The organism is Spirosoma jeollabukense, assembly GCF_054777855.1.
In genome coordinates this window covers 613,156-631,492 of sequence record NZ_BAAHAD010000003.1, presented here as the reverse complement: position 1 = coordinate 631,492, position 18,337 = coordinate 613,156, and the positions used below count along the sequence as shown (strand labels likewise).

General features: G+C 47.0%; 17 protein-coding genes and 1 tRNA gene. 11 read left to right on the top strand and 7 right to left on the bottom strand.

Translation table 11 applies throughout. The features are described 5' to 3' along the window. The first annotated feature begins 782 nt into the window (after nt 1–782). Nucleotides 783–2,009: a metallophosphoesterase family protein gene (locus ACYVEA_RS16850; protein ID WP_461114589.1), complete on the top strand. Its 1,227-nt coding sequence runs from the start codon at nt 783–785 to the stop codon at nt 2,007–2,009. After that, the gene (locus ACYVEA_RS16845; protein ID WP_461114588.1) at nt 2,006–5,101 is read left to right on the top strand and encodes an AAA family ATPase; all 3,096 of its coding nucleotides are present in this window, start codon (nt 2,006–2,008) and stop codon (nt 5,099–5,101) included. Before ACYVEA_RS16850 ends, ACYVEA_RS16845 begins: the two co-directional genes overlap by 4 nt. A 48-nt stretch (nt 5,102–5,149) precedes the next feature. Here ACYVEA_RS16845 and ACYVEA_RS16840 read toward each other — a convergent pair whose 3' ends face one another. After that, nucleotides 5,150–5,890 (bottom strand): nuclear transport factor 2 family protein, encoded by a 741-nt coding sequence (locus tag ACYVEA_RS16840; protein ID WP_461114587.1) that lies wholly within the window; start codon nt 5,888–5,890, stop codon nt 5,150–5,152. Nucleotides 5,891–6,232: 342 nt separating this feature from the next. On the opposite strand from ACYVEA_RS16840, the gene ACYVEA_RS16835 reads away from it, so the two are divergent. Continuing rightward, a complete protein-coding gene (locus ACYVEA_RS16835) occupies nt 6,233–7,249 on the top strand; it encodes an alkaline phosphatase D family protein (protein ID WP_461114586.1) in 1,017 nt (338 codons plus the stop codon). A gap of 245 nt (nt 7,250–7,494) precedes the next feature. Further along, complete coding sequence (locus tag ACYVEA_RS16830; protein ID WP_461114585.1) at nt 7,495–8,310, top strand: hypothetical protein; 816 nt, start codon at nt 7,495–7,497, stop codon at nt 8,308–8,310. Between the two features lie 82 nt (nt 8,311–8,392). Here the strand turns inward: ACYVEA_RS16830 and ACYVEA_RS16825 are convergent, their stop codons facing one another. From ACYVEA_RS16825 to ACYVEA_RS16815, 3 genes are all read right to left on the bottom strand, one after another. Next, on the bottom strand, nt 8,393–9,208 hold the full coding sequence (locus ACYVEA_RS16825) for an enoyl-ACP reductase FabI (RefSeq protein ID WP_461114584.1): 816 nt from the start codon (nt 9,206–9,208) through the stop codon (nt 8,393–8,395). A 138-nt stretch (nt 9,209–9,346) separates the two neighbouring features. Continuing rightward, nucleotides 9,347–10,384: an alpha/beta hydrolase gene (locus ACYVEA_RS16820; RefSeq protein ID WP_461114583.1), complete on the bottom strand. Its 1,038-nt coding sequence runs from the start codon at nt 10,382–10,384 to the stop codon at nt 9,347–9,349. Then, nucleotides 10,381–11,802, bottom strand: coding sequence for a methyltransferase RsmF C-terminal domain-like protein (locus ACYVEA_RS16815; RefSeq protein WP_461114582.1), 1,422 nt, complete (start codon nt 11,800–11,802; stop codon nt 10,381–10,383). The genes ACYVEA_RS16820 and ACYVEA_RS16815 overlap by 4 nt, the downstream gene beginning before the upstream one ends. Before the next feature lie 47 nt (nt 11,803–11,849). Here ACYVEA_RS16815 and ACYVEA_RS16810 point away from each other — a divergent pair, with 47 nt between their 5' ends. The 6 genes from ACYVEA_RS16810 (at nt 11,850) to ACYVEA_RS16785 (ending at nt 16,971) form a co-directional block, all read left to right on the top strand. Continuing rightward, nucleotides 11,850–12,362 (top strand): KdsC family phosphatase, encoded by a 513-nt coding sequence (locus tag ACYVEA_RS16810; protein ID WP_461114581.1) that lies wholly within the window; start codon nt 11,850–11,852, stop codon nt 12,360–12,362. Nucleotides 12,363–12,445: 83 nt separating this feature from the next. Then, the gene (bioA, locus tag ACYVEA_RS16805) at nt 12,446–13,717 is read left to right on the top strand and encodes an adenosylmethionine--8-amino-7-oxononanoate transaminase (protein ID WP_461114580.1); all 1,272 of its coding nucleotides are present in this window, start codon (nt 12,446–12,448) and stop codon (nt 13,715–13,717) included. A gap of 52 nt (nt 13,718–13,769) precedes the next feature. Then, nucleotides 13,770–13,842: transfer RNA gene (locus tag ACYVEA_RS16800), tRNA-Gly, on the top strand. Between the two features lie 910 nt (nt 13,843–14,752). Further along, the gene (locus ACYVEA_RS16795) at nt 14,753–16,543 is read left to right on the top strand and encodes a sensor histidine kinase (protein ID WP_461114579.1); all 1,791 of its coding nucleotides are present in this window, start codon (nt 14,753–14,755) and stop codon (nt 16,541–16,543) included. Then, on the top strand, nt 16,470–16,775 hold the full coding sequence (locus tag ACYVEA_RS16790) for a BLUF domain-containing protein (protein WP_461114602.1): 306 nt from the start codon (nt 16,470–16,472) through the stop codon (nt 16,773–16,775). Before ACYVEA_RS16795 ends, ACYVEA_RS16790 begins: the two co-directional genes overlap by 74 nt. A 22-nt stretch (nt 16,776–16,797) precedes the next feature. Then, nucleotides 16,798–16,971 carry a hypothetical protein gene (locus ACYVEA_RS16785; protein ID WP_461114578.1) on the top strand — a complete coding sequence of 58 codons (174 nt, stop codon included), beginning with the start codon at nt 16,798–16,800 and terminating at the stop codon, nt 16,969–16,971. Nucleotides 16,972–17,135: 164 nt separating this feature from the next. Here the strand turns inward: ACYVEA_RS16785 and ACYVEA_RS16780 are convergent, their stop codons facing one another. From ACYVEA_RS16780 to ACYVEA_RS16770, 3 genes are all read right to left on the bottom strand, one after another. Continuing rightward, a complete protein-coding gene (locus ACYVEA_RS16780; protein WP_461114577.1) occupies nt 17,136–17,357 on the bottom strand; it encodes a response regulator in 222 nt (73 codons plus the stop codon). 6 nt (nt 17,358–17,363) lie between these two features. Further along, complete coding sequence (locus ACYVEA_RS16775; RefSeq protein ID WP_461114576.1) at nt 17,364–17,486, bottom strand: hypothetical protein; 123 nt, start codon at nt 17,484–17,486, stop codon at nt 17,364–17,366. 228 nt (nt 17,487–17,714) lie between these two features. Continuing rightward, nucleotides 17,715–17,900, bottom strand: coding sequence for a hypothetical protein (locus ACYVEA_RS16770; RefSeq protein WP_461114575.1), 186 nt, complete (start codon nt 17,898–17,900; stop codon nt 17,715–17,717). 209 nt (nt 17,901–18,109) lie between these two features. On the opposite strand from ACYVEA_RS16770, the gene ACYVEA_RS16765 reads away from it, so the two are divergent. Next, nucleotides 18,110–18,271: a hypothetical protein gene (locus ACYVEA_RS16765; protein ID WP_461114574.1), complete on the top strand. Its 162-nt coding sequence runs from the start codon at nt 18,110–18,112 to the stop codon at nt 18,269–18,271. Nucleotides 18,272–18,337: the final 66 nt, after the last annotated feature.

Below are 18,337 nucleotides of genomic sequence, written 5' to 3'. Positions count from 1 at the left end.
TGCATGTATTAGGCCTGCCGCTAGCGTTCATCCTGAGCCAGGATCAAACTCTCCATCGTAAATATGTTTGAGATCAACCGAAGCTGATCTCGATGTTGTTCAACCGGTGATCGAAATCACGCCGTTGTGTTTTATTATGCTGACCGTTTGTCAAAGAACTGGGCGCCTGACCCGTTGGTCGAAGCGTGGTTGAGAAGGAGATTCAAACAACTTAAATCATCTCTCGATGTTTGGGAGTGCAAAGGTACACTTTGTTTTTCCCTCTGTCAAGCAAATCTGAAAATATTTTTTTGTGTTGGTTTTCAGTATCTAACCTGTAACAGATTGATAATGAGCGACTTAGTTCTCTCTTTTCAATCTCCCTGATTGTTTGGGAGTGCAAAGGTACGAGACTTTAATTTGCTTGTCAAGTAAATCTGAAAATAAATTTTTACATTGATTGTCAGATCGTTGCACGTAATGAGTTGACTGCCAGCAGCTTTTGCCCTTGTTTTCGACTCATTCCCGATGTTTGGGAGTGCAAAGGTAGGGTGATTTTCCACCCTTGTCAAGGCCCTGTTGGAAAATAGTTTAGAAACTGCCAAATATTATTTGGTAATAGCCGCTAAATCAATTAGTTACTACTTGAAGATATTTTAAAACTTTTTTCGATCACTCTTGTTAGGGCTCCTCAAACAACATGAACAGCCCGCTCATGCCGTCTTTTTGCCCATTATGCGAACGTCATGAGTTATATTGCATCTTCCTTTTGTATCAACCCATTCGATACAACTTGTCATCTAATGAAAATACTACATACCGCCGATTGGCATTTGGGAAAACGACTACAGGACTTCCAGCGGCTACAAGAGCAGCGAGACGTACTGGAAGAAATCGTGCAACTCGCCGACCGTGACGATGTGGATCTGGTGCTGGTAGCAGGGGATTTGTTCGATACCTTTAATCCTGACCCGCAAGCAGAGGATCTATTATATAGTACGCTCAAAAGATTAACAGCTAACGGCCGCCGAACGGTAGTCGCTATCGCGGGTAATCATGACAACCCCGACCGGATTGAAGCGCAGGACCATTTTGGCCGGGAATGCGGTATTATTTTCGCGGGCTTTCCTCAAACAGAAGTTCGCTCCCATCAACTCAGTTGCGAAGCGAAACTGCTCCGGTCCGCTCCGGGATTTATTGAGTTGAAATTACCTCGGCATGAAGCACCAGTCCGTATTATCCTGACGCCTTATGCCAATGAGATCCGAATGCGTTCTTATTTTGGCATGACCAGCCTTGATGATGAACTGCGTCAGAGTCTGAAGGGGCACTGGACTACCTTGGCCGATACGTATATGGATGAGCAAGGTGTCAATTTACTGGTAGCGCATCTCTTTGTCATGAAACGGGGTGGAGAACAACCTGAAGAATCGGATGATGAACGTAGCATTTTGCAAATTGGTGGTGCATCGATGGTGTATACCGATATGATTCCTCCGCAAATTCAATACGTAGCTTTGGGGCATTTGCATCGTTATCAGGAAATGAGTGGCGGCCCCTGTCCTGTTATATATAGCAGTAGTCCATTGGCCTATAGTTTTGCCGAAGCCGACCAGCAGAAATATGTTGTTCTGATTGACGCCGAACCAGAGCAGGCCGTAACGGTTACACCTGTTCCACTGAAAACCGGCAAACGTTTGCTACGTCCTCGCTTCAAGCGCGTAGATGAAGCCGTGGATTGGCTGACGCAAAACCCAAATTGTTACGCTGAAATTACGCTGCAAACGCCAACGTATCTGACGAGTGAAGAACGTCGACAATTACAGCAAGCTCATGAATCGCTGGTGACGATCATTCCTGACGTGCGGGAAGTGGAAGACGTAGAGCAGGAAACGACACAGGCTATTGATCTTACCCAGAGTATAGAAACGTTATTTACGAGTTATTTTAAGAATGAGAACAAAGGTCAGGAGCCAAATGAGCGGCTTCTACACTTGTTCAAAGAGGTTTTAGCAACTGAACCTGAATGATCCCCATTAAATTATTGATTCAAGGTCTTTATTCGTATCAGGACCAGACAATACAGGAAATTGATTTTAAACAGCTAATTGCGTCGAGCGTATTTGGCATTTTCGGTAAAGTTGGCAGCGGGAAGACTTCACTCCTGGAAGCGATTAGCTTTGCGTTGTATGGTGAAACAGAGCGCTTGAACAGCCGCGATAACCGCCAGTACAACATGATGAATTTGAAATCGAAGCATCTGATTATAGACTTCGAATTTCAGGCTGGTCCCGAGCAGCAATTATATAAATTCGTTTATGAAGCCAAACGGCATCCCAAAAAACATCATGAAATAAATCCGGGGGAGCGACGGATGTTTATTCGGGAAGGCGATGATTGGAAACCTATTGGGAATGAAAAAGAGGACGTAGCAACCTTATCGAAGCAAATATTAGGGTTAGACTACCCTAACTTCAAACGGACAATCATTATTCCGCAAAACCAGTTTCGGGAGTTTCTGGAACTCAGTCCAACGGACCGAACCAAAATGATGAACCAGTTATTCAAACTGGATCAATATGATTTGGCCGGGCGGGTTAAGAAACTAAGTACAGCCAATAATGATCAACTGGCCGAACTACGCGGCTTGCTTTCTCCGCTGGAGGACGTAACGCCTGATGCGATAGAACAGGCAGAAACGACGATTGCCTCTATCCAGAATGTAGTAGCTGAGACAGATGGCCAGATTGAGCAGCTTGAGCCGGACGAACAGCAATTGCTGCATCTACAAAAACAAAACAATTCGCTGGTATGGGCACGTAGTGAACTGGATCAGTGGTTATCTCAGGAACCCAGGTTTCGAAAGATTGAGCGGGACATAACGCTTTATGAACAATGCCGTTTATTATTCCAGAGTGATTTTTCGACGATAAATACATTACAGGATCGACAAGCTGATTTGGCCAATTCTGTCCATAAAGCCCAAAATCAGTTGGCAGTCTTGAGTCAACTGTTGCCAACGCTTCAAACAGCTTACGCGGCAGCAAAAGCCGCTTACGAAAATCGGGGAGCTGTACAGAAGCAGATCGATGAGCTAGACACGGTTCAGCAAATCAGGACGCTACAGGATTCTATTGAACGCCTGACGAAAAATCGGCTTGTGCTGGAATCTCAGATTACCCACCAGAAAACCCAAATCGATCAGCTTAAGACCGACCGAAAAAAGCACCAGACTATTATTGACGATCATGCTGGGCAGGAATCTAATCTGGAACGTTTGTATAAAGTTCAAAACTGGTTTGGGGTGTATAAGCCATTAAAAAAACAGGCGGATACGCTTCAGGAGCAGATTGATTCGTATGATGCCAAAGTCAATCAGCTCAAACAGCGAAAAGACGAATCACTGACCGGATTTCCACCCGAATGGGCTGGCTTAACGCTCAAAACTCTCCCCGATCAGATCGATCAGGCCATTAATAAATTAAAGACAATTCAAGAAGAGCGCGAACTGGCTCATCAGCAAACACTGGTAAAACAAGAATTACTACGGTATGCCGAAAGTCTGACCGATGGCGTCCCCTGCCCCCTGTGTGGCTCAATCCATCACCCTGCCAAACACAATACAGAAACGGCCTCACCAGACGTAGCGAAGAGTGAGGAATCACTCAAAAAAGTCAGGCAACGTATCGACGATATGACAACCCTCCGCCTGACCATTAAAGGACTGGAAACCGATCTACGAAACGTGTTGGAGAATGGAAAACGACTGACAAACGAACGGGGTGACATTATTCAACAGCTCACGGCTCATGAAGACCAGTTCAGTTGGCCGGAGTTTTCCATTGACCAGGAAGGCGACGTGACCGAAGCCATCCAGAAGGAAGGTATACTTCAGAAACAGCTTCAGGAGGCACAGAAAGCCATTCGGGAGTTGAACAAAGAACTCGACGAAGTAGAGGCTATTCTTACTAAACACACCGACACGCTCAACAACGCAGGAAATGATATTGCCGGATTGACGGGACAACTTCAGCTACAGATAGCCTCGCTTGAGCACTATAAATTACCGGATGTGGAAACGTGGAGCTTGGGTCAGATTAACGATTTACGCGACTCATTGACGCAACGGTATGCACAAACAAAAATAGATTTTGACGAGGCAGATAAGCGCCGGGGCAATGCCGAAAAAGAGCAGGCTACTGTGCAGGAACAGATTCAGCAACTGACAAAACAGGTGGATAGCGTTGCCAGTGACATCAGTACATTGCAGCAAACGATCAACCAAAACCTAACCGATAACGGCCTGATTCGAGAACAGGTTGAACAAATACTACGTAGTGCGCTAAAGGTAGAGCAGGAAAGGCAACGGGTTAAAGAATACGACGACAAATTAAGCGGCTTTCAGAAGTTAGTAACTGATCTGGAAACTGAACTGGCTGACCAACCGTTCGATCAGGCCAAGCTCACCACTATTCAGGATCAGCTTAAAAGCCTTCGTAGCCAAAAAGACGCTTTGAATAAAGACCTCGGCAAGGCCGGAAATGTATTGACAACCCTGGAGCAACAGTGGGCCGAGAAGCAGAAATATCAGCAACGACACGACGAGCTTGAACTCCGGCGACAGGATCTAAAGAAAATGGATGAGATGTTCCGGGCGCAGGGCTTTGTCAACTACGTATCGTCGGTCTATCTAAAAAATCTGTGTGAGTCGGCAAATGAGCGATTTTTTAAGCTCACGAACAATCAATTGAAGCTGGAATTAGACGAGAAAAACAATTTTCTGGTGCGCGATTACCTCAACGGGGGCGAAGTTCGAAGTGTGAAAACCCTCTCGGGTGGGCAGACATTTCAGGCGGCTTTGTCTTTGGCGCTCGCCCTATCGGATAATATTCAGCACCTGACGAAAGCCAAACAGAATTTATTTTTCCTGGATGAAGGCTTCGGTACGCTGGACAAAGATTCGTTGCAAACGGTGTTTAAAACGTTGAAAGCACTACGTTCCGAAAACCGGGTTGTGGGTATTATCTCACACGTTGAGGAACTTCAGCAGGAAGTGGACGTCTACATTCGAGCCGAAGCGTCAGAAAACGGTAGCCGGATTACACGGAGTTGGGATGTGTAATTGATTATAAAAGTCGTGCCACGGTTCTGAACCGTGGCACGACTTACACTACGGCATAACTTGTTTCACGCCCCACTGCTCCACAACTTTTCCGTTAGCCAGGCGAAAGATATCATAGAACGTAGCGGGTTTTTTGTCCAGCTTGCCTTCCGACTGAACGACGACGAAGTTACCTTCACCAATAATCAGCCCTATTTTTTCAATAGACATCTCAGCTGACTTCTGCATTAGATAATCCATTAACCCACGGGTGCCATTGGCAATTTCGGGCTTGTGCTGAATCAGATCAGAGGTCGCGAAATCGGGGATTGCTTCAAGTTGTTTATTAACGAAAACTCGTTGATAGAAATCCTTCACAACTGCCTTGTTGCTGACGGTCAAGCTAGTATCACCAACCGGGATACCGCCGTCCATTATAGCATGGCCATTTAACGTAATGTCGGGCTGATCCTGTAAGGCATCCCAATGTTCTACTACTTGCCCATTCCGAAACCGGAATATGTCAACAACGACTTTCTGTTTTCCATCCCAACCAAAACTCATATTCGTCACTACGTAGTCGCCTTCGGCAATTAATCGCATGAAGGGCGTGGATGTAGTGGCCGGTTTCGGCATCTGTTTCATATAATGGAGAGCTTCCAGAAGGCCCGCTTTACCAGGTTTCACCGCCGAACTATGCTGGATATAATCGTCGGCCACTATTTCCTCAGCAAAAGCGATATCGCCCTGACTTACGGCCCGCCGATAGAAATCCCGGATAATTGATTTATTTATATCTTCCTGTTTCATGAAATTCTTTTTGTTAGCAGTCAATGGATTAGTTGTTCTGGAACAAGACAGTATCAGGGCAACTGCTACGTATAGCGAGCCCATGATGAAATAGCAAGATTTCATCGATACAAAAATTTAAATTGAAAAATGACCGGAAACTCATCGCGAGAATGTGATGAGCCAATTGCTGAAATGATCAGCAACACAGAAACATCCTACCTGCCTGAGGTGGAGTGTCTGGTTAAGGTCTGGGGTATGTGATAATACGGATCAGGGGGGTAAAGTTAACATATCTTGAAACCGATTCAGAAATAGGTTAGCTTTTTTACTTTTACTCGATAAATAACCAAACTCATTCCAATGAAAAAATCTGCTACGTTCCTCGTACTTGGTTGTATAATCTTGGCTGGTTGCCGTTCCGCCAGGCAGGGAATATCCAATACGCAGAAGCCCATTACAACAATCGCCTTTGGCTCATGCAGTCGGCAAAGTCTCCCACAGCCGCTTTGGGACGATATTGTCGCGCAGAAACCTGATGTCTGGATCTGGCTTGGCGACAATATTTATGGCGATTCGGAAAGTATGGATACGTTGCGAGCTAAATATGCTATCCAAAAATCGAATCCGGTTTATCAGCAATTGCGGCAATCGACACCGATCATTGGCATTTGGGACGACCACGACTACGGTGTCAACGATGGTGGTAAGGAATATCCTAAACGGAAAGAAAGCCAGCAGGTGATGCTCGATTTTCTGGACGTACCGGCCGATAGCCCGCTACGTACGCAGGAAGGCGCTTATTCCATGCATGCCTATGGACCGAAAGGACAACGAGTTAAGGTGATTTTGCTGGATGCCCGCTATTTTCGTGATCGGTTGAAGAAAGATGGGAAAGCAAACGTACCTGATCCCACCGGCGATATGCTGGGCGAGGCCCAATGGAAATGGCTGGAAAAAGAACTTACGAATTCCGATGCCGACATTCACATTATTGGTAGTGGCGTTCAGGTGCTCCCCGAAGAGCATGTGTATGAAAAATGGGCGAACTTCCCCACTGCCCGCAAACGACTGTTGGATTTGTTGGGCAAAACGAAACCGAAAGGCGCGTTACTCATCAGCGGTGACCGACATATGGCTGAGGTCTCGAAAGTGAACGTGCCAGGCTTGCCGTATGACCTGTTCGATATTACGAGTAGCGGCCTAACCCACGTATCGGCTCCACATGAGGAAGCAAACCGCCATCGCGTTGGCGAAATCGTATCCAAACTAAACTACAGTGTTATTACGATCAACTGGAACGACAAGCCACTGACGGCTATCGTTAAGATCAACGGGGATAATCAGGCGACGTATCTGACTCAAAAAATTACGTTTTAAGATACATAGAACATCGGGTTTTAACCCGGCGCAATGATTCATTTATATAAGCTATATAAGCGGTGTGCGTTTGGGCGTACACCGCTTTTTTGGTTTAGAGATACCTACAATTCATACAATCAATGTGCCGTTTCAGACGTTTTTTCAGTCAGTTCATTCGACACTGCCCAACGATTGATCAGTAGCTTCGATCATTCCTATAAGCCAATCAACTACCAATCAATACGTTAAAAGCAGTAAATCCAATGAAAACCAACATAGTGATGCTGGCCATACTAACGGCTTTTGCCGCCTGCCAGCCAGATCCGCTCGTACCGGGTGATAAGCCCAATGACAATGTCGATTCAATCAATGTATTCAATCGAGTGAAAATGAGCTGGGCACCTACCGATTATAAAGAAGTCGAGTACGATGCCAGTAAGAAGCCCATCCGGTACACACAGCAGAATCTGTATAATCAAGGCACAGGTGAGGTACGGAAAGTAGTACACAATCTTATCTATTCTGGCATGCAACTTACCCGACTGGACGTGTCTGATGGCTCGTATGTGACTTACAGCTATGATGGCGACAAGGTTAGTCGCACAGAGGAGTTTAGCGCAAATGGCAAACTGGTTGCCACCAGGACGTATCAATATTTCCCTGATAATCGCCTGAAACGAATGGATGAAATAAACCTTGGTGGGGCCAGAAAAGTAGAAACAGCGATGACCTTTGCCTATGACAACAAGGGAAATTTAATTCAACTGGTCGATCTTACCAAGTATCCTGAAACGGGAACGTATCAAGTGGAAATGGTGACGCGCTATACAAACTATGACTCAAAGAAGAATGTCTCAAACCTATGGGCGCTGTATCCGCTGTTACCGAATGTCACGCTTCAGGTGAATAATGCAGCAACAGTCACCCAGTACCTAGAAGGGCCTGATGGAGCGGAAATGCTGTTTCACACGTCGCAGTACGTGTATCAATACAATGCGCAGGATTATCCCACTTCGCACACGCATACAGATTCAGGCGGTGTACTGACGGCAACGTACTCCTACATTAAGGCACAATAAATCAGTGGTTTGCCTATCTGTTTACACGCAGAAAGGAGGAAAGATACGTAGTAGATCTTCCCTCCTTTCTGCGTGTAATTTATTACTGTTTATTGATCAACTCCATCACTTCTTCGGAGATTCCCGTGTTTGAAAAACCGCCATCATGATACAGATTCTGCATCGTAACCATTCGGGTCAGATCGGAGAATAGCGTTACTACGTAGTCAGCGCATTGATCGGCGGTCGCATTGCCTAACGGTGCCGTTTTGTCGGCAAAGTCATAGAACTTATCAAAGCCTCCGATACCTCCGCCCGCCGTTGTGGGCGTTGGCGATTGCGAAACGGTGTTCACCCGCACTTTGTGCGATTTGCCATAGCGATACCCGAAACTACGGGCAATCGACTCCAGAACGGCCTTAGCATCAGCCATATCGGTATAGAACGGAAATGTCCGCTGAGCCGCCATGTAGGTCAGCGCAACGACCGATCCCCATTCATTAATCGCATCCAGCTTATAAGCCGTCTGCAGCATCTTGTGAAACGACAACGCCGAAATATCGATGCTTTGCTTGAACCAATCGTAATTAAGATCCGTGTATTGTTTCCCTTTTCGAATGTTTGGGCTCATCCCGATGCTGTGCAGCACAAAATCTACTTTGCCGCCCAGCACCTCCTGCGATTTTGTGAACAGGTTTTCAAGATCCTCGACCGATGTAGCATCCGCCGGAATAACTTCGGCGTTGCATTGCTCGGCAAGTTGTTTGATAGCGCCCATGCGCATCGCAATCGGCGCGTTGGTCAGCGTAAATGTAGCGCCTTCTTCTTTCGCTTTCAGCGCGACTTTCCAGGCGATTGATTTTTCGTCCAAGGCACCGGAAATGATGCCGCGTTTTCCCTTCAGTAATCCGTAAGACATTGTCTAGATTTTCAGTTTTTCGGTTTACAGTTTTCTGTGTTTTACCCGGGGGTGAAATACAGAAAACTGCGTCTTTTACTATGGATATTTTTTCTTCTGTACCGAAGATTGCTTGTTCCTCGGAATGACAAAAATAGCTTATTTTTTCGGGCGGAGAGTCAGCAAAGGAGTTGGCGTAGATACTGGCTTCAACTTCAATACGTTTTTCATGAATGTTGAGGTACGCTGATACACGCCATTTATGTCGCCGGACGTAAAATGCGAGGCAATGACATGTGCCCCCGCTTGGGGGAAATCGACTTTTTCCTTCTTGTCAGCCGGTGTGCCCAGTTGGTCAAACATTTCCAACATAGCGGGCACTGACACTACGTTATCCTGATGTTCCTCATCTTTATAATAATAGCCCATAAAAACGGGTTGTTTTACCTTTTGGAATTGATCGGGTGTCATCCACTCGTCGAGCATCGTTTGCAGCGTAATCAATCCGTTCGTGTGATATTGAGGTAACCAATAGCGAATCCGGCCCGGCTGGTCGTAGGAGTTGACCACGTAATCACCCCCAAATACCTGGCTGAGAATTTGCTTACCCCAGGGTCTTGTAACCAGCTTCAGGGCCGGATTGGCCGTAGCAATACAAGGTGAATACAAAATAAGGCCTTCTATTTCAGGATGATGTGCGGCAAGATAAAGCGTCAGCATGCCCCCTGCCGACGTGCCCATCACGATAACTTTTTCGCCTAACTGTTTGCCAATGGCTAAAGCTCGCTCAGCCGAACCTGCATAGTTCGATGGCGTCAGGCCTTTAAAGGCATCGGGGGAATTGACGCCGTGTTCTTGGGTGCGGGCGAGGTATAAATTACAACCGAAATGTTTAGCCAGCTGCTTATGAACCGGATCGCCTTCGGCCCAGCTTGCCCCAAAACCAGGAATATAAACTATACTATAGGGCGTCTTTATTTTATGGGAACTGTCGGCCCAAACAATGCGGGCTTCGTTATCAGGACGTAAATTTGACTTCCGTTCAGCATCGGAAATGTTTTGTTCCAGCTTCACTAAGTCGGGATCAAGCATAATAGGTTCGTCTTTGATTGGGTCAGGATGCGCTGAAGGGCCCAGAAAATAGCCAACGACGATAACTGCCAGCAGTAGCCCGGAAATAGTTAAAAACCGTTTCATACGTATTCCTTGATGTCCATTCTGATCCGCCAATCTTTCGGCAGATAATTATTTACCCGGTTGCCGACACCTTTTACCCAACCTAGATTCAGACCGTTGTACTGCGCTAACAGCCAGCCTTTAACGGGTTCGTCAAACACCAGGTTTTCTTTCTTAAAGTACCGAAGTGCATCTTCCTTACTCAATGCCACGGCTGGCAAATCCCGGTTGATGACGGTACTGAGGGCCAGCGCGTGAGAGGGAATGAAATCCTGTCCTTTAAACTGGCCCATCTCCAGGCCAAACCCTTTATTGTGTATGGCACCATCCAGAAAAAGGAACGTCTTTTCCAGCGCTTTTGGCAAAGCCATTACGTCGCCGTTGGGTTTCTCCCAGAACGAAAATTCAGCCGGATGCTGGAGCCACTTCGCAGCCGATGCCGCTTCGCGGGGACGTAGCGCCCGAATGCTGCGAAACGTACGGGCATCCAGTTTCACCGTCGCCGTAAACGCTGTTTTTGTAAAAACACTAATAAAAAACCCTTCGCCCCGAACCTTATGCGGATAGCACTGATAACCAACCGCATTACCAGCCTGCTTTTCCACTACGTTCCATTCGGCGGGCAAATCGAGCGCCCGATTCCGAAAACCATTCGCGGCCAGATAACGAAGGTTATCCGTATTTTCATCGTCATTATAGGTACAGGTGCTATAAATCAAAATACCTCCTTCATCCAACAAGGGCGCGGCTGCGGCCAGGATTCGTTTTTGCCGGGCTGAACAAAGTTGTACATTTTCTTCCGACCACTCGTCCATGGCGTCGGGGTCTTTACGAAATAATCCTTCGCCCGAACAAGGTGCATCGACCAGAACGACATCGAAAAATCCAGCCAGATTGGTCATTTGTTCGGGGTCGTGGTTACTGGCCACTACGTTCGGATAGCCCCACTTTTCCAGATTTTCGCGCAGGACCGACACCCGGCTGCGAATCACTTCGTTACAAACCAGTAAACTATCAGGATGCAGGGCAGACGCCAGTAACGTACTTTTTCCACCCGGTGCCGCACACAAATCCAACACCCTCAGCGGTCGATTAAGCTTTGTGGTCTGCTGAAGCACTTCAGCCAGCAGCATCGACGATGCTTCCTGAACGTAGTAAGCACCGGCCTGAAACAAGGGGTCGAGCGTAAAACTGGGCCGTTCAGGCAAGTAGAATCCTTCAGGACACCAGGGAACGGGCTCTAAATCAGCCGTATTATAAACATTCTTGCGCGGGTTTATGCGAATGCTTACGGGTACTGCCTGCGCCAATGCGGTCTCAAACTCGGTAAAATCTGGACCTAACTGGGCTTCCATCTGCGCCCGAAACGCTTTGGGCAATCCAGCCGGTGAAAGCTCATCTGAAGAGTTTCCTGCCGAAGGCCGTTCGTGAGTAGTCATTCGACAAAAATACGGAACAGTCAGCCGGTTTTCACTAAACTTGCAGCATGGCAGTGACACAAGACCAATTCGGGCAAATAAAAACATTCATTTTCGACGTAGACGGCGTCCTTACCGACGGCAGTGTTAACCTGTTGGCATCGGGCGAACGATTTCGCACTGTTTTCATCCGGGATACCTACGCCATTGAGCGAGCGCTGAAAGCTGGCTTTCGGATCGGCATGTTATCTGCATCGAATGCGGAAGGTGTTCGTAACTGGCTAACCGCTATGAATGTAAAAGACATTTTCATGGGTGGCCCAAGCGATCAAAAAATAAAGGCTTACCTGGGCTACATCGCCCGCGATGGCTTAAATGAATCCGAAATCCTGTACATGGGCGATGACCTACCCGACTACGCTATTCTGAGCCGCCCGAACGTAGTAAGTACCTGCCCCGCTGACGCAGTTGACGAGATTCGAGCTGTCTGTCAGTACGTATCTTCTAAATCAGGTGGTCGTGGCGCCGTTCGGGACGTGATTGAACAAGTGATGAAGGCGCAGGGGAAGTGGGGTATTTGAAAAACGAACAATGGGTAATGAATACTTGAAAATGTTACTCTCTTTATCTCTCATTACCCGCTCCAACTTATACATTATTGAAAATGAACAATTTAGCTGAGCGAGATCAGGCCATTATCTGGCATCCGTTCACGCAGATGCAGACAACCCCGCTGCCCGTGCCGATTGTGCGGGGGGAGGGATCAATATTATACGGTGCCGACGGGCGCGAATATTTAGATATGATATCATCGTGGTGGGTGAATCTTCATGGGCATGCCCATCCGTACATCGCTCAACGAATATCGGAACAACTTCAAACGTTAGAACACGTCATTTTCGCGGGTTTTACTCACCAGCCTGCCGTCGAATTAGCGGAACGGCTACTAGAAATCCTGCCTAAAAACCAGACAAAGATTTTCTACTCGGACAACGGCTCAACAGCGGTTGAAGTCGCCTTAAAAATGGCTTTCCAATACTGGCACAATCTGGGTCAGCCACGCAGGAAAGTAATTGCGTTGGAGAACGCTTATCACGGCGATACGTTCGGTGCCATGGCTGTGAGCGGACGGAGTGCTTTCACGGCACCGTTTGTGCCTTTTTTGTTCGACGTGGAATACTTGCCATTGCCCATACCTGGACAGGAAGCAGACGTACTGAAACACGCCGAAGCACTGTTTACCGACGACGTAGCGGCTTTGATTGTTGAGCCGCTGGTTCAGGGTTCGGGCGGGATGATTATGTACGAACCAGCCTTTCTGGACGAGCTATTTCAACTAGCCCGACGGCAAAATTCGCTCATTATCGCGGATGAAGTAATGACGGGCTTTGGACGAACAGGCAAACTATTTGCGACAGACTACCTGAAAAATAAGCCTGACCTGATGTGCCTATCGAAGGGACTGACCGGAGGAACCATGGCACTGGGCGTAACATCTTGCTCACAAGTCATTTATGATGCGTTTCTCTCCGATGACAAGTTCAAGACACTCTTTCACGGTCACTCATTTACGGCGAATCCGCTGGCCTGCACAGCCGCATTGGCTAGCATGGACTTACTGTTAATGGGTGAAACCCAAGCTAATATCCAACGTATTATACAACGCCACACCGCATTTGCGCACCAGTTGACCCATTATACAACCGTTACAAATATTCGTCAACGAGGCACGCTACTTGCCTTTGATTTGAGCGTAGGAAGTCAGACATCTTATTTCAACAACATCCGCGACACGGCTTATAATTTTCTGCTGGATCGTGGCGTATTGATGCGTCCGCTAGGGAATGTATTGTACTTAATGCCGCCCTATTGCACAACCGACGAGCAATTGACGTATGTCTATGAGCAAGTAGAGGCCTTAGTAACTACCATATGAATAGCTACAGCTTGACATTTTGGTTTTAATAAGTCACCTTTGTTAGACCAATGCGGGAGTAGCTCAGTTGGTAGAGCGGCAGCTTCCCAAGCTGCAGGCCGTGGGTTCGAACCCCATTTCCCGCTCATAGTTGACTCATTGATCAATCCCCACTTACTATTATTGGTAAGTGGGGATTTTAATAGTAAGAGTCTAGTTGAAACAGATTGGGTTATTGCTCTTCAGTATGCATCTGTTTTATCCTATGTAAAAAGGAATATGGTTCTGTCTGATTATTTTTCTTAGTCAATGTAGGCAGCCCAGCATTCTCATTCTAGCCATGCCATATATCCAGCGTCTACGCATTTGCCTAATACTACTAAACAGCAAGAGAAGTATGTTTAGCAGGTTATAGGCTGTACTCAAAACAGGCTGTAAAAGAGCATTTTTCCGATATTACCCAGCGCTTCTATCAGTCCGCCGAAAGCCCCCTATGCCTCTTTTTAACTTGTCCATAGCTATCTCTTTAGCCCTGTGGACAAAATCCATAAAAGCAGAAATGGGTGAATTGGCCCAACTTAATATAATTGATGTACTCCGCCTAATACCTTATAAAGGATAATTGTGATGGCTATTTTCCTCATTATTTTTTTCAAACTCGGCTAGAAAGGGCTTTTGTTGCCGTTACTGGATATAGCTAAATAATCCGAAAAAAGATATAGCCTACACTTCCTATATATCTCCTCATGATCCAGCTGTTAGCAACAACGGCTGGGCTTCTTCAATTACCAGCGTGCTCTCCAAAACCGGAAAGAATTGCCACTAGATATCTAAGCACTTGACTAATAGAGGCTTTTCTACCGTAGGCAGCTGTGAGTTCGAGCCTCCACGGGCTTAAACATCTGCCAGATTGAGTAATGGTAGACTGGAGGACGTCCAGCTTCATAAGTTACGGGATCAATGAGTCGAAAAGCAACAGGCATGCTATAACATTAGGCCTAATATCCATGTTCTTTTTACTTTATTTTAGTTGAAAGAGCGACCCGATTTGCTGTAATGTCCGACCTTAACAAGTCTATCGATCCCCAGAAATCGCTCACCGAGCGAGTTGACTTAAGTTTTGCCCTGCAAGCCGCCGGACTCGGCGTTTGGGAGCTGGATACTGTTACTAACCAGGTGCAATGGGATGAGCGCTGCGGAGAGCTGTTTGGTATTAGCCAGGCCCGGAAATTTGCTTATCAGGATACGCTTCAGTTTATTCACCCGGACGATGTGAAACCGGTGAATCAAGCCATTGAACAGGCAATGAAGCCCGAGTCAGGAGGGAACTACCTGGCGACCTACCGTACTATCGGGGAAGACGGTCTAACGCGTTGGATACGCTCAACGGGCCGTAGTTATTTCAATCAAGAGGGCCAGGTGATTCGTTTTGCGGGTGTAGCACAGGATGTTAGTCAGGACGTAACGATGCGCCATCAACAACAGGCCAGTGAAGCCAAGTTCCGTTCCTTAATTGAGGAAGCTCCTGTGGCCACCAGTCTGTATACAGGCCCGAACATGATTATCGAAGTGGCCAATGAGAAAATGATGGGGTACTGGGGTAAAGACCATTCGGTGCTTGGCAAACCGCTGGCCCAGGCATTGCCTGAGTTACAGGGGCAACCTTTTCTGGGGTTGTTAGACACGATTTTTACGAGTGGAGCCGTCTATCAGGAAAGAGCCGCCCGAGCCGATCTGGTGGTGGAAGGTGTTTTGACTACGTTCTATTTCGACTATACCTACAAACCCCTACGGAATGAGCAGGGGCAGATTTACGCCATCATGAACACGGCTATTGACGTGACTGAGCAGGTGAAGGCTCACCGGCAACTGAGCGAAAGTGAAGCGCGCTATCGAGCGCTATCCCAGGCCCTTGAACAGCAGGTACAAGAGCGTACTGTGGAGTTGGCCACAATTAATAAAGAATTGATAGCTACCCTGGAAGAGTTAGCCACTACGAATGAGGAGCTAACCGCCAACAATGAGGAATATGCAGCCATCAACGAAGAATTGACCGCATCAGGAGAGGAAGTTGAGCAGGCCAATAAAGACCTTGAAGAAACCAATCGACACCTGATACGCTCCAACCAGAACCTGGAGCAGTTCGCCTACATTGCCAGTCATGATTTACAGGAGCCACTACGTAAAATCCAGCAGTTCGGGGATCTACTAAAAACTCGGTATGTCGGCTCATCGGGTGAAGACCTGGTTTATCTGGATCGGATGCAGGTGGCCGCCAGTCGCATGTCACTCCTAATTAAAGACTTACTGACTTTCTCGCGTATTTCAACCAGCCAGGCCGTTCTGTATGCGGTTGCCTTAACTAACGTGATTGATGACGCCATTGATACGTTATCCATCCTGATCGACGAATCGAATGCTACCATTCACGTTGGGGCTTTACCCATTGTGCAGGGCGATGCCTCTCAATTAGAGCAACTCTTCCAGAACCTACTCTCGAACGCCATCAAGTTTAGCCGTCAGGATGAAAAAGGCCAGAAAACCAAGCCGGAGATCCACATTCGGGCCAGCCGTATACTGGCCGGGGATATACCTGCATCCCTGAGGACGACCCGGGCAGCAGCCTATCACCTCATTGAGGTTGCCGACAACGGGATTGGTTTTGATGAGAAGTACACAAATCGAATCTTTCAGGTCTTTCAGCGGCTGCACGGCAGGAACGAGTTTGCGGGTACGGGCGTGGGTCTGGCTATCTGCGAAAAAGTGGTGACCAATCACGGCGGAGTCATTACGGCCACCAGTAAGCCCGGCCAGGGAGCTACGTTTAGCGTATATTTACCAGTTTAGCAAACGTTTCCCATGGCTGTCTACTCTATTTCAGTACTGCCGTCAAACCTCTTCAGGAAGAGGAGCTAATAAGCTTGCTGACCCACAGCGGAGTCAGAATAGCCAGGTAGGAATTACGGGTGCTCTACTCTACGTTCGGGGCAATTTCATTCAGGTGCTGGAAGGTAGTAAACAACTGGTTGAAGCCCTCTATGTAAACAAATCAGGCTTCATTTCTATTCTATCAATATGAACGCCCATCAAATGGTACTGAAATGGAAGAATCCGTAAATAAAGCGTCTGAATTGTACGACCGATCGATGCAGGCCAGACTTAGAGGAAAGAAACTAGTGGCTGACTCACTCCTGTTGCGCAGGAAAGCACAACTGGACTTCGACAAATTACACCAGTTCATTCGTCTTACCACCGGGGATGCGGCCTGGCGATAGTTTTATAAGTTCGTGCTGATAAATTGCCGAGGTTTATTGCTTCTGTCAAAAGAAGAAGGGCAGAAAACAGACCAGGCGTTTATCCTCTAGCTTGAGGTAGCAGGCGATCCTCCCACCTTGAGTTCTTCAACCCAACAAATTAGTCAGTAGGTTGGTCAGAACCGCTATATCGACCGGCTTGACCGATGAGCCGTAAAGCCGGCGGCCCGAGTCCGATGGTGGTCTTCCTGCTGGCCATAGCCCGTTAAGGCAATGACTACTATCGCTTCTCCCCAAGGCTGCTGATGAAGTAACTGACAGGTAGCATAGCCATCTAACTCTGGCATTCCAATATCGAGGAGAATGGCTACAGGCTTCAACCTATCGGCCGCTTCCAGCCCCGCCACTATGCCCTAGCCCCTCAACCACTGCATAAGCAGAAATACAGCTTTGAACTCAGCCAGCATAATGAGCGTGGAGATAAACAGAATAAGCGCCCAGACAGCGGATGTAATGTTTAAGGATAGTTTGCGCATAGCAGTAGTAGTCATCTTAAAACGTCATATGTACGACATCCGAAAGATATTGGATTTTACGCTGATTAAATTTTATTAATAGGATATAAAATAGTATCGACGTGCTTAATGGCCAACCTACTGCTGTGGGTTTATAGCGGCAGCTCATTAGGTCCTTCTAAAAATCCACCTATTCGCCGATGGTACGTAGCCATTAAGTGTGTGGGCATGATCCTAATGCGCTGATAATTATAGACAATATAAAATGGCTTTGATGTAGGTAAACACGCCCGCTTCATCGATACGTCCACGGGATTTAGGAAGCATTTCCAGCCAGTTGGGACCATTGTTCCAAAAGCTCGAAAAAAGCTGGTTATTTTTCTCACTCATCCGGCCAAAACCTTTACTCATCCAGCGAATGTTGATGTTTGGCATCTTTGATTGCCAATACGTTAGCATCGACTCTACTTTTGATGTGTCAACTAAAAACAACTAAATAATAGACAGATCATGAAAAGGATTCTTCTCCTGATGTGAGGACTGGTAGCCCGTTTCGCATCGTTTGCAGCAGCCAATAAACCCCGCAAATCCCTCATTACGACATATCTGGTTGGTAATGAAAAGTCAAACTAGTCGTTCTGCTCATGCTCGCTTTAAAGGATGAACAGGGATATGTACTTTATTCGGGCAACGTTAGTCTACACGATGGCCTTAGGCAGAATTTTGATGCTTCCGGGCGGGAAAAAGGCGTTTACAAACTGTCCATCGTAGTTGGGAGAGAACGGGCGTCCAATCCTCTACGGTAATGGAGTTACTCAGTTATCCATTGATCACCCTTTAGGGCGAATGATCACAAAGAGGTCTTTGGCTTG

Bases quoted from the DNA above. Each gene is read 5' to 3' on its own strand.
- ACYVEA_RS16850 (WP_461114589.1), top strand. From the start codon at position 783: ATGAAAATACTACATACCGCCGATTGGCATTTGGGAAAACGACTACAG.
- ACYVEA_RS16845 (WP_461114588.1), top strand. From the start codon at position 2,006: ATGATCCCCATTAAATTATTGATTCAAGGTCTTTATTCGTATCAGGAC.
- ACYVEA_RS16840 (WP_461114587.1), bottom strand. From the start codon at position 5,890: ATGAAACAGGAAGATATAAATAAATCAATTATCCGGGATTTCTATCGG.
- ACYVEA_RS16835 (WP_461114586.1), top strand. From the start codon at position 6,233: ATGAAAAAATCTGCTACGTTCCTCGTACTTGGTTGTATAATCTTGGCT.
- ACYVEA_RS16830 (WP_461114585.1), top strand. From the start codon at position 7,495: ATGAAAACCAACATAGTGATGCTGGCCATACTAACGGCTTTTGCCGCC.
- ACYVEA_RS16825 (WP_461114584.1), bottom strand. From the start codon at position 9,208: ATGTCTTACGGATTACTGAAGGGAAAACGCGGCATCATTTCCGGTGCC.
- ACYVEA_RS16820 (WP_461114583.1), bottom strand. From the start codon at position 10,384: ATGAAACGGTTTTTAACTATTTCCGGGCTACTGCTGGCAGTTATCGTC.
- ACYVEA_RS16815 (WP_461114582.1), bottom strand. From the start codon at position 11,802: ATGACTACTCACGAACGGCCTTCGGCAGGAAACTCTTCAGATGAGCTT.
- ACYVEA_RS16810 (WP_461114581.1), top strand. From the start codon at position 11,850: ATGGCAGTGACACAAGACCAATTCGGGCAAATAAAAACATTCATTTTC.
- bioA (WP_461114580.1), top strand. From the start codon at position 12,446: ATGAACAATTTAGCTGAGCGAGATCAGGCCATTATCTGGCATCCGTTC.
- ACYVEA_RS16795 (WP_461114579.1), top strand. From the start codon at position 14,753: ATGTCCGACCTTAACAAGTCTATCGATCCCCAGAAATCGCTCACCGAG.
- ACYVEA_RS16785 (WP_461114578.1), top strand. From the start codon at position 16,798: ATGGAAGAATCCGTAAATAAAGCGTCTGAATTGTACGACCGATCGATG.
- ACYVEA_RS16775 (WP_461114576.1), bottom strand. From the start codon at position 17,486: ATGCGCAAACTATCCTTAAACATTACATCCGCTGTCTGGGCGCTTATT.
- ACYVEA_RS16770 (WP_461114575.1), bottom strand. From the start codon at position 17,900: ATGCCAAACATCAACATTCGCTGGATGAGTAAAGGTTTTGGCCGGATG.
- ACYVEA_RS16765 (WP_461114574.1), top strand. From the start codon at position 18,110: ATGCTCGCTTTAAAGGATGAACAGGGATATGTACTTTATTCGGGCAAC.